This window comes from Shewanella sp. 10N.286.54.B9 (assembly GCF_041468565.1).
GTDB lineage: Bacteria > Pseudomonadota > Gammaproteobacteria > Enterobacterales > Shewanellaceae > Shewanella.
Map to the genome: position 1 here is coordinate 117729 of NZ_JBFRIY010000037.1, position 12035 is coordinate 129763.

Here is a 12035-nt window from a genome sequence, read left to right on the forward strand (position 1 = left end):
TTTAGCTGGGTTAACACTGCAGTCTACAACTCCTCATCCACGGTATAATTCGATGTCTTGCTTGTTGCGTAGTTGCTATGGAGGTTTTTGGCCAGCGTTGCGCTCATAACAGCTCTCAATGCTATAGGTTTAATAATCTTACGCAGATAGCCATAGCCTAGCTCTTTTGCTCTATTTACTACAGTTTCATCAATGGTTGCGGTTATCAATATTGCTGGTAGTGCTAAGTCGGTTTGCTGCTGAAGCTCCTGCATCAAATTAAGCCCATTGTGGTCATCTTCAAGCTGATAATCCATCAACACGATATCAATCTTGTGTGCATGTTTGGCAAATTCCTGTTTTGCTTGTTGAGCTGATGATGCTTGATAAACGCGACAGTTCCAACTTTGCAGAAGCTGCACCATGCCTGCGAGCACATTCGGGTCATTATCGACGCATAAAACATGCACACCGTTAAGGGTTAGAATGTCTACCGGCGCTTTAGGTGCAAGTTGTTGAGGCTTAACAGTGGCGAGACGCAAGCTGAATATACTGCCGTGCTCCTCCTTTGATGATAACGTCAGTTGATGGTTAAGCAGTGAGGCAAGACCTTGAGAAATGTTCAGCCCTAAGCCTAGACCATTAACACCGTCATGCCCCGAATGCTGTAGCCTGGTAAACTGCTCAAATATAACCTTTTGTTTCTCTTTGGGGATCCCCGGTCCATCATCAACCACCTGAATAGAGATATCATCTCCATGACGGCGATAACCAAGTAGAATTTTGCCTTTGCCTGCGTATCTAAAGGCATTGCTGATTAGGTTTTGCAAGATCCGTCGCAATAGTACTTTGTCACTTCTAACCCAAAGCTGGGTGTTAATAAATTTAAATTTCACACTGGACGTTGCAGCTATGGCGCCAAATTCGTCAACGAGTGAGTCAATGACTTCTTGCAGGGCAAACTCGGTGATTTCCGGGATGATGGTGCCACTTTCAATGCGCGAAATTTCGTTCAAGTCGAGCAGCAGTTCATTGGCAACTTGTAATGAGTTATCGATATAACCTATCTGCTGTTGTTGCTTACGACTGAGTTGGCTATCTTGTAAAAATGCAGATGAAAACAGTCTTGCGGCAGACAGTGGTTGTAATAAATCATGACTACAGGCTTTTAGGTATTGGCTCTTTTTCTGGTGAGCTTGTTCGACTTTTTGCAGCGCTACCGCCAGCTCTTGATTGGTATGCTCTAGGCTCAAGTTTGCCTGCTCTAGCTTTTTGGTCCGTTCATATACTCTGGCTTCCAGATCTAGATTCTGTTCTTTAAGTAGCTTTTCCGCTTCTCGGTACATACTGATATCAGAAAATATCATCACAAAGCCGCCATCGGGAATCGGGTTACCTTCTATTCTTATTGTCTTTCCGTCGGGCTGAACACGTTCTGTACTATGGCGACTACCCTGGCGCAGGTAAGCTAAACGTCGTTCAACTTGTTGGGCCAAATCATGCTGTAAAGGGTAGGCATGACTTAAGTTGAACTTGATTAGTTGTTTAACTGGACAACCAATATAAACAAGGTCGTCAGGGTAGCTAAATAGGTTTAAATAGTGCTGGTTCCAAGCAACTAAATTCAGATCTTTGTCGATGACAGAGATCCCTTCACTGGCATTTTCAATGGCGCTGTGCAGTACACTGCGACTAAATTCAGTGCGGTGGCTAGAGGCTTCTTCAACTAGCTGTGCCACATCTTCAATCGCAATATTGTGACCATTTAGGGCGCAAGATATCACTAAGCGAGCGGAGGCTGACCCCATCACGCTGGCCAGCATATTCTCGGTATGAAAAGTCAGTGCTTGGTTATAGGCAGCTTTGTCGGATATTGGTTGTTGTGCTGAGAAAAACGCATGAAATCCTTGAGTGGCTTTTTCTTTGCCGATAAAGCGAGCAACCAGTAACTCCAGCTCGGTAGGGTTAATATATTTAGGCAGGGCCGGTTGCAATTTAGCAAGGTCAGGGCGTTCGATAAAATGTGCTATTTGCATCTGTTCGTGCACGCTTTGGCGGGTAAATGATGAAACTATCCATATCATGGTGATATTGGCAAACAAACCAACCAGAGTCGCCATAGTTGTCATCGAGTACTCACTTCCCGCAAAAGGGTGAGCATAGAGACCTAACTGCGGGAATAAGTTAAGTGTCAGCCACAGTGTAAAACCACTGCTTATGCCTGCAAGCACACCAATGAGGGTGACTCGCCGCCACAAAAAGGCAGCGAACAGTGCTGGACCTATCTGAGCGATTGCACCAAATGCCACTTCCCCTAATGAGGCAAGCGTGTCGGGTGGAGCGAGTAGAAACATACCGTAACTCAAGAAAATAACGAACAGGATTAGCCCTTTACGGATATTTAGTAGGTGAGAGCGAAACTTATGAAAATCAGTACTCTGAATATTGGTTACTTTAAACAGAGTCGGGAATACCACTTCATTACTTAACATAGTGCTTAATGCAATGGTTGAAATGATAACCATAGAGCTTGCCGCTGATATTGCACCTAGAAAGCTAAACAAACCGAGCCAAGCGTCACCACTAAAAGCGGGCAGAAACAGCACATAGGCATCACTTTGTAGTGAGTCGCCATAGAGTATGTTGCCAGCTTGCCCCAAAGGCATGGCGAAAAAAGCAAAGACTAAGATGTAAAGCGGGAAGGTCCAGCGGCTCCACAGTGCATGTTTTTGCTCTTTCAGTTCAACTATCAATACTTGAAATTGGCGTGGCAAACACAGAAATGCTGACATCACAATAAACAGTAAACCAAACATCGACACCATATTTGGATAAGTAAATTCAGTGGATACCGGCAGAGTTTCATTAGCTTGACGCCAAATATCCATGGGAGAGTCAAATAGAAAAAATGACACAAAAATACCAATAGTCAGGTAGGCGATGAGCTTGACGAAAGATTCAAAGGCGATGGCTAGCATCATCCCTGGGTGACGCTCAGTGACATCAATAGCTCTCACGCCAAATATGATGGTAAAACCAGCTAATATAAGGCTGACCACTAAGCCTAGCTGCCAAGAAGAGAGCAGGTGATCTTGTCTTAAAATCTCATAGGAGTTAACAATCGCTTTTAGCTGCAGCGCAATATAGGGCAAGGTGCCAAATAGCGCGACCAGTGTGACCACTGTCGCCAACAGCTGTGATTTACCAAATCTGGCGGCGAGTAGATCGGCAATCGAGGTAATATTGAGTTTAAGGCAGACGCGGATGATGCGCTGAATAAATGGCCAAGCAAATATAAAAAGTAGAATCGGAGCAATATAAACAGGCAGATAGGAGAACGAGTTACTGGCTGCTTGTCCGGCGGTGCCGAGGAACCCCCAAGAGGTGCAATAAACACCGAGAGATAACGAATAGATAATTGTATGTTGCTGTTTAAAAAGCTTTTCTCTATATTTATCGCCAAGAAAAGCCATCAGGAATAGCAAACCAATATAGCTAATACTGATAGTCACCAATAGCCAATTAGGAAACATGCTGTCGTTACACCTTTTTATTGGGAGGCCTTCGACTAATAACCGAGAACTCCCTTAATTGTTATAGAAATTAACATATCACATTTTTTAGTTGTTAAGCGCACTGAACGCTATCGACTTAAGTCTTAATCCATTTTGATTAATCACATGTGTTTAATTCGTTGGTATTGCACCTAACGTATTAATACTGCTGCACTAATACCATTACACAATTGAGCAAACACTTTTAATTCTTCATCTTGAGTGCAGACATTAAAGGGGATAAAAGATGCTCATTTCTAAAATAAAAAAAATCACATTAGCAGGTTCGTTGTGTTTGCTAGCCAGTTCGGCCGCTGCCGGTTATGACTTTGAAGTTGGCGAAGATGGCAAGCTAACATTCGGTGGCTACATTAAAGTTGATGCGCGTTATGTCAGTGGTGATGTTGGTTACCGTGACTTTTGGATTGGTACAGGTACGCCGCTTGAGGCAAGTGCTTCTCAATTTAGAATTTTCGCTAATGAAACACGCTTTAACACCAAATATGTCCACGGCGATGTGATGGGCTTTATTGAAATGGACTTTCTTGGAGGTGGTGGTAACCAAGTTGTTTCCAACTCCGCTAACCCAAGAATACGTCATGCATTCATCAAATATGAAGGGTTAACCGCAGGTCAAACCTGGACCACCTTTATGAACACTAGCGCAATTCCTGAAACAGCAGATTTTGCTGGCGCAACTGTCGGGCTTGCTTTTATTCGTCAAGGTCAAATTCGTTACGACATCGGCGGTTTTCAATTCTCAATAGAAAACCCTGAAAGTGTTGGTGGCGATACCGCAAACGATGACCTTCCCGATGTTGTTGCCCGCTATAACTTTAAAGGAGATTGGGGCGATATTTCAATATCTGCACTTGGTCGCAGCCTAAATACTGATCTAGGCAATAGTGAAACGGCATTTGGTGGCTCTATTGCTGGGCGCATTAAAACTTTCGGTAAAGATGATCTGCGTTTCCAATTCCACCAAGGCGAAGTGGGTCGTTATGTCGGTATTGGTGTCGCGCGAGATTTGGTTGGTGAGGAGGTTGAAAGTACTACATCTTATCTCGCCGCTTACCGCCATTTTTGGACCGATACCCTAAGAAGTACCGCGCTATATGGTCGAGTTGAAACTGACATTGGCAATGCTGAGCGCAGCCAATGGAGTGTAAACCTTTTCCAAAACCTCACTCCGCATTTAGCGATAGGTTTTGAGGTGGGCAACTTTGAAATTGGCGATCAAGACGTTGACTCAGATTATGCTCAGCTCTCTTTCCGTTACGCGCTTTAGTCATTAACGACAGCAGGGTCCCCCTGCTGTCATTTTGATGTGAATGAGTATTTCTGTATTCAGTTTTGATTCCCATGGCAGTCGTCCGACATAAGTATTTAGTGGCAAAAAAGTGCGACAAGCAGAACGATGTTGAGTGTAAAGGAGTATGGGTGTGGCAGATAAAATCTTAAAAGTTGAACAGATTTCCTTAGCATTTGGTGGCGTAAAAGCGCTAACAGATGTCAGTTTTGAAGTTAAAAAAGGCTCGGTGTTTTCAATTATTGGGCCTAACGGTGCAGGCAAAACGTCAATGCTTAACTGTATCTCAGGTCGCTATCGTCCCTATGAAGGCTCGATTCATTTTGATGGCCAAGAAGTCACCCACATGCGACCCAATGACCGTGCAGATTTAGGCATTGGTCGAACATTCCAAAACCTGGCGCTATTCGGTCATATGTCAGTTCTTGACAACATCATGGTTGGCCGTCATCACCAGATGAAAAATAACTGGTTAACTGGGCCTCTGTACTGGGCTTCTCCTGCGCAAAAAGAGGAGCTTAAACATAGGCGCCAAGTTGAAGAGATAATCGATTTTCTCGATATCTCCCATGTACGAAAGTCGATTGCAGGCACCTTGTCCTACGGCTTGCGTAAACGGGTCGAACTGGCTCGTGCCATCGCGCTAAATCCCAAACTAATCCTACTTGATGAACCCATGGCGGGCATGAACCTAGAAGAGAAGGAAGATATGGCGCGCTATATCTTAGATCTCAACGAAGAGTTCGGCATTACTGTGGTGATGATTGAGCACGATATGGGAGTGGTAATGGATATTTCTCATGAAGTGATGGTGCTTGATTTCGGCAAGAAATTAGTTAGCGGTTTACCGGATGAAGTGATGGCAAACGAACATGTTAGGCAAGCTTACTTAGGCCTAGATGATAATGAGCAGCTGCAGGAGGTGGGTTAATGAAAACTGCAAATGAAGGCGCTGCAGAACGTTTTGATATGGGTGATATGGATACCTTTCCCAAAATATTGCGCCACAACGCGCTCCTATGGAGTGATGATATTGCCATGCGTGAAAAAGAGTTTGGCATCTGGAGCGAGTTTAGCTGGCTTGATTACCATAACCGCGTTAAATGGCTGTCATTAACCTTGCGCGATTTGGGCATTGAAGCCGAAACAACCATTGCGTTATTAGGCGATAATCGACCCGAGTGGGTTTGGGGCGAAGTTGCAGCACATGCCTTATGTTGTTTCTCCTTAGGGATCTATCAAGACTCGCTGCATGAAGAGGTGGCATACCTGCTTAACCGCAGCAATGCGCAGGTGGTGATTGCTGAGGATGAGGAGCAGTGTGACAAGTTACTTGAGCTTGGCGATCAAATCCCATCTGTAAAATACATTGTCTATTGCGATCCTAGAGGGATGCGTAAATATAACGATCCACGTCTGATCAACATTGAAGATATTTACCAGAGTGGTCAGCTGCTTGATAAACAAAACCCAACAGCTTACGACGAACTTGTTGATGCCGGTAAAGCAGAAAACATTGCCATCTACTGCACCACATCAGGCACAACTTCAAAACCAAAAATCGTGCTGCTACAAGGCAGTAAGTTCATTGACCACTGCTGCTCATACTTGCGTGCCGATCCAAGAATGCCTGGCGACAACTATGTATCGGTATTGCCTCTGCCTTGGATCATGGAGCAGGTCTACGCCGTTGGCCAAGCACTGATTGCCAGACAGATAGTTAATTTTGTAGAAGAGCAAGAAACCATGATGGCTGATCTTCGTGAAATAGGCCCAAGCTTTGTGTTACTCGCACCGAGAGTGTGGGAGGGGATTTTAGCCGACGTGCAGGCGCGGATGATGGACTCGACGCCACTGAAGAAAAAGCTGTTTGAGTTCGCGATGAAACGTGCAGAAACAGCACTTGCTCAAGGTAAGCGCTCGACGTTGGCGGATATCCTGTTAATGAAAGCGCTGCGCGACAGGCTGGGGTTTTCATTTCTAAAATCTGCGGCAACTGGCGGCGCGGCGATGGGGCCCGACACATTCAAGTTCTTCCAGAGTATAGGGGTGCCACTGCGCCAACTTTACGGTCAAACCGAGATGTGTGGTGCTTACACGATTCACCATCAAGATGATGTTGACTATGACAGTGTCGGTGTAGCTTTTGATACTGCCGAGCTGCAGGTGATTAATACCGACAGCGAAGGCGTCGGTGAAGTCATCGCTAAAACCGTGGGTATGTTCAATGGTTACCTTGGCGACCAAGCCGCTTTTGATGAAGACGTTAAAGAGGGCTGGATGCATACCGGTGATGCGGGCTACTTCAAGCCATCGGGACACTTGGTGGTCATCGACCGTATTAAAGATCTGGCCAAAACCAGCCATGGGATCCAATACTCGCCGCAATATATTGAAAATAAACTTAAGTTCTCATCATTCATCGGTGAAGCGGTGATTTTAGGTAAAGACAAGCCGTTTCTATCAGCCATTCTTTGTATTCGTTTCAGTATTGTCTCTAAGTGGGCCGAACAACAAGGGCTGGCGTTTACTAACTACACCAACCTATCAACGTTACCAGAGGTTTATCAGCAACTGACTAAAGAGGTAGAGATAGTTAATCAATCGCTACCGGATGCGCAGAAGATCAATAAATTTATCCTGCTATACAAAGAGCTCGATGCTGACGATGGCGAGCTGACTCGTACCCGCAAAGTTCGCCGAGGTGTTATTGCTGAAAAATATGCCGACATTATCGAGTCACTCTATAGCGATAAACCCCATGTAGATATCGATACCGTGATTACCTTCCAAGATGGCAGTAAATCGCGCATTCAAACTCAACTTAAGGTGGCAACTGTTATTGAATCACCAGCGGCTGCGCAAGGCAGTGTATCTCAAAGGAGAGCATCATGAATTTTGAACTGTTACTGCAACTTATCATCAACGGGGTGATTGTTGGCCTGTTATACGGCGTAGTGGGGATGTGCTTTGTTTTAGTGTACAAGTCGACTCAGATTGTGAACTTTGCCCAGGGCGAGTTCTTGCTGGTGGGCGCTTGGGTATGTTGGGCGTTATTGGTTTACCTGCAGTTGCCATTCTTTTTAGGCTTTTTACTCACTCTCTGCTTTATGGCGGTGTTTGGTGTATTTCTGCAGATGATAGTGCTTAGGCCAATGATTGGTGAGCCAATCATTTCAGTGATCATGGTGACTATTGGCCTATCTATCTTCTTCCAGTCTTTGACTAAGTGGATCTTCGGCGTATCGCCACAGAGTTACCCAAAAGTTTTCGATACCCAATCAATCTCAATCTTTGGGCTTAATATCGAGTTGGCTTACTTAATGAGTACCGTGATTGCGCTCATTATTATGGTCAGTTTTTTCTTGTTCTTTAAGTATTCAAAACATGGCTTGGCCATGCGGGCAACCGCTTTTGATCAGCAAGTTGCGCAAAGTTTGGGGATATCAGTGAAACAGGTTTTCGCCATGAGTTGGGGAATTGCAGCGACTGTGTCTGCAACCGCAGGTGTTGTGATCGGCATGGTGAATGGTGTCTCAGACTCTCTCTCCTCTATCGGCATCAAGGTCTTTCCTGCGGTTATTCTTGGCGGCCTTGACTCAATTGTCGGCGCGATAGTTGGCGGTATTACCATTGGTATCTTAGAAAACGTCGCCGAGTTCTTTGATAGCCAGTATCTGCACATTGGCAACATGTACGATATCGCGCCGTTTTACGTGCTGCTTATCATTCTCTGGTTTAAGCCCTACGGCCTGTTTGGTACCCGTGATATCGAGCGTATTTAAGCGCCTGTCTAACGTTACTAATTATCGCCAATTTTTGTTTAAGGAGTTTTTATGTCTAGCTTAGCGATGCGTCCGTGTGGTGATTTCCGCACCAGCTATAAAGCCGACAATACAATATTTGAAACTAAAACTATCCGACTAATGACGATAGCGCTTATCGCCATTGCTTGTGGTGCGCCATTGGTACTTGATGGCTACTTTCTAACACTGTTCATTCAGATCTCATACCTTGGTATTGCCGCGCTTGGACTGAATATTCTGGTGGGGTTTACTGGACAAATTTCGCTCGGTCACGGTGCATTTTTTGGCTTTGGTGCCTTTGCCTCGGCGTGGTTAAACACCAGTTTTCAAATTCCGGTGGTGCTGTGTATTCCGCTGGCCGGTTTTCTGACCATGGCTGTGGGCATGATGTTTGGTATGCCGGCTGCAAGGATTAAAGGCCTATATCTGGCCATTGCTACCTTAGCGGCGCAGTTCATTATTGAAGACTTTTTTGCTCGAGCGGAATGGTTCTCTGGCGGTTCATCTGGCTCTATGGCGGCGCCAGTAAACCTGTTTGGCTTTGAGTTCGATACTGATCAGAGCTTCTACTACATCGCCTTATTTGCACTGGTATTTATGTACATCTGGGGCTGTAACTTGATGCGCAGCCGCGATGGCCGTGCGTTTGTTGCGGTGCGAGATCACTACCTCTCAGCTGAAATCATGGGCGTGAAGCTTAACAAATATCGTTTACTGTCATTTGGGATCTCCTCATTTTATGCCGGCATTGGCGGCGCTTTGTATGCCCACTACTTAGGTTACGTTTCGGCGGAAGGCTTCACCATTTTGATGTCTATCCAATTCCTAGCAATGGTAATTATCGGCGGCCTTGGCTCAATCAAAGGCACCTTAATGGGCGTGGTGTTTATGGTGTTATTGCCAGAAGTGCTGGAGAGCATAGTCGCCCTGATGAAGTATACCGATTGGGGCAACATCCCCATGGTGACAGATGGCCTAGCCTATATCAAAGAGATGGCGATTGGATTGGTCATCATCCTGTTTTTAATTTTTGAACCGGAAGGGCTAGCCCATCGTTGGGCCCAGATTAAGAATTACTGGAAATTCTACCCGTTTGCTTACTAACCACTGGTTTTACCGAGCTGTACAGCAGCGGTATACAGCTTGCAACTTTGACTGAACATTTGAAGGATTATAACAATGCATAACAAAACTGAGAAAAACAGATTGAGCAAAGTGAACTATCTAAAATTGGCTCTGGGCTCAAGCATTGCTTGTTTAACCGCTAGCGCGAGCGGTTTCGTGAGCGCTGAGGAGACCATTTTTGTTGGCCATTTGGCTGATATGTCGGGGCCAACAGCGTTTGTAGGTAAGCCATATGCTGATGGTGTGCGAGACTCGTTAGCTTATATCAATGCCCATGGTGGCATCGATGGCACCAAGCTTGAGTATGAAACTATCGACTATGCCTACAAGGTTCCGCAAGCTATCGCTTCTTATAAAAAGTGGAAATCACGCAAGAATATGGTGGCGATGCAAGGATGGGGAACGGCGGATACTGAAGCGTTAATCTCGTTTGCAGCCAAAGATAAAACACCGGTGTTTTCGGCATCCTACTCAGGGCATTTAACCGACCCGCAGGGCAAGAACCCTAAGACAAAAAAGCCGGCTCCCTATAACTTTTTCTACGGTGCATCTTACTCAGATTCGTGTCGCGGTTTAGTGCAGTGGGCGGCCAATGATTGGAAAACTAAAGGAGGACAAGGTAAGCCAAAGTTTACTCACATTGGCGCTAACCATCCTTTTCCTAACGCGCCTAAAGCAGCATGTGCTGAATACGCAACCGAGCTAGGTTTTGATGTTCAGCCTCCTGTGGTCATTTCTATGAAGCCCGGTGATTTTAAAGCTCAGTGCTTAAGCCTTAAAAGCTCTAAAACCAACTACGGCTACATCGGTAACTTAGGTGGCTCGGTGCAGTCACTGATTAAATCTTGTAATACCGTCGGTACCGATATCCAGTTTATGTCGAATATTTGGGGCGGCGACAAACTGGTCTTTAAGGCGGCGGGAGAGGGGGTTAAAAACTACATTTTCCCCACCATGACACCATTTTGGACTGATGACGTACCAGGTATGACGCTGGTTCGCGAGATCTCAAAGATGTCAGATAGCGATGGTGATGAGGAACGTCTGCATCATTACATTCGCGGTGTCTGCTCGACCTACTTTATGAAAGAGTCGATGGAGTGGGCCAAAGCCAATGGCGGTGTTACAGGAGAGAACGTTAAAAAGGGCATGTACGCGCGTAAAAACTGGGTGCCGAAAGGGCTTGAAGGAGTCTGTTTAGCGGCAACTTGGACACCTGAAGACCATCGCGGTATCAATCAAGTCAACATCTATAAAGGTAATTTTAATGGTGGTGATGTACGAGTTGAAAAAGTGAATCAGGTGACACTGGAACGCCGTGTTGATTGGTTAGGTTACTAAGCCTCGCTTGCAAAATTTTGCTTACTAATCTTAAACGGTATACCTGCCTAGTGGGTGAGCGGTCACCTGCTAGGTAATAACATTAAAGTTGGAGTTGTTATGTCACAAGCTGTGCAGTTAAAGCCTGAGACCCCATTGTTGTCGATTAATAACATTGAAGTGGTCTACGACGACGTGATTCAAGTTTTGCGTGGGGTCAGTATTGATGTTCCTCAGGGCGAAATCGTGACCTTGCTGGGGCCTAATGGCGCGGGCAAATCAACCACCCTGAAAGCGATATCTGGATTGCTGAAAACAGAAAATGGCGAAGTCTCTCGCGGTGATATTCATTTCATGGGCGAGAGGATTGACGTTAAAAATGCTGAGGATGTCGTGCGTTCCGGTTTGTTTCAGGTCATGGAAGGGCGTCGTATTGTCGAAGATATGAGTGTTATCGAAAACTTAAAACTAGGCGCTTATACCCGTAACGATGGTCAAGTTAATCAAGATATCGATATGGTGTTCAATTATTTTCCTCGGTTAAAAGAGCGAACTGGCCTCGCGGGCTATTTGTCGGGTGGTGAGCAGCAAATGCTCGCCATAGGCAGAGCACTAATGGCACGGCCTAAAATGATCTGTTTGGATGAACCGTCAATGGGGTTATCGCCACTGCTGGTCAAAGAGGTATTTGGCATCATAGAGAAGATCAATCGCGACCAAGGGATCACCATGTTGCTGGTGGAGCAAAATGCCAATTATGCGCTAAAGGCGGCTAATTACGGCTACATTATGGAGTCGGGAAAGATAGTGCTAGATGGTAACAAGGAGCAACTATTAAATAATGAAGATGTGAAGGAGTTTTATCTCGGCGGTGGTAGCGAAAAACGTAAAAGCTTCAAAAATTTGAAATCTTATAAACGCCGTAAACGTTGGTTATAAAGG

The 12035-nt window shown here is 45.4% G+C and carries 8 protein-coding genes; 7 read left to right on the plus strand and 1 reads right to left on the minus strand.

Annotated elements, in window-relative coordinates; translation table 11 throughout:
- Positions 1-23: 23 nt before the first annotated feature.
- Positions 24-3512 (minus strand): PAS-domain containing protein, encoded by a 3489-nt coding sequence (locus AB4135_RS13615; RefSeq protein ID WP_371993673.1) that lies wholly within the window; start codon positions 3510-3512, stop codon positions 24-26.
- Positions 3513-3780: 268 nt separating this feature from the next.
- Here AB4135_RS13615 and AB4135_RS13620 point away from each other — a divergent pair, with 268 nt between their 5' ends.
- From AB4135_RS13620 to AB4135_RS13650, 7 genes are all read left to right on the plus strand, one after another.
- The gene (locus AB4135_RS13620) at positions 3781-4821 is read left to right on the plus strand and encodes a DcaP family trimeric outer membrane transporter (RefSeq protein WP_248973851.1); all 1041 of its coding nucleotides are present in this window, start codon (positions 3781-3783) and stop codon (positions 4819-4821) included.
- Positions 4822-4975: 154 nt separating this feature from the next.
- On the plus strand, positions 4976-5773 hold the full coding sequence (locus AB4135_RS13625) for an ABC transporter ATP-binding protein (RefSeq protein ID WP_371993675.1): 798 nt from the start codon (positions 4976-4978) through the stop codon (positions 5771-5773).
- The gene (locus AB4135_RS13630; protein ID WP_371993677.1) at positions 5773-7737 is read left to right on the plus strand and encodes a long-chain fatty acid--CoA ligase; all 1965 of its coding nucleotides are present in this window, start codon (positions 5773-5775) and stop codon (positions 7735-7737) included. Before AB4135_RS13625 ends, AB4135_RS13630 begins: the two co-directional genes overlap by 1 nt.
- Positions 7734-8627 carry a branched-chain amino acid ABC transporter permease gene (locus tag AB4135_RS13635; RefSeq protein ID WP_220737366.1) on the plus strand — a complete coding sequence of 298 codons (894 nt, stop codon included), beginning with the start codon at positions 7734-7736 and terminating at the stop codon, positions 8625-8627. The genes AB4135_RS13630 and AB4135_RS13635 overlap by 4 nt, the downstream gene beginning before the upstream one ends.
- A gap of 51 nt (positions 8628-8678) precedes the next feature.
- Entirely contained in the window at positions 8679-9752 is a 1074-nt protein-coding gene (locus AB4135_RS13640) for a branched-chain amino acid ABC transporter permease (protein ID WP_371993679.1), read from the plus strand.
- Positions 9753-9827: 75 nt separating this feature from the next.
- Positions 9828-11114, plus strand: coding sequence for an ABC transporter substrate-binding protein (locus AB4135_RS13645; RefSeq protein ID WP_371993681.1), 1287 nt, complete (start codon positions 9828-9830; stop codon positions 11112-11114).
- Between the two features lie 99 nt (positions 11115-11213).
- Complete coding sequence (locus AB4135_RS13650; protein ID WP_371993682.1) at positions 11214-12032, plus strand: ABC transporter ATP-binding protein; 819 nt, start codon at positions 11214-11216, stop codon at positions 12030-12032.
- Positions 12033-12035: the final 3 nt, after the last annotated feature.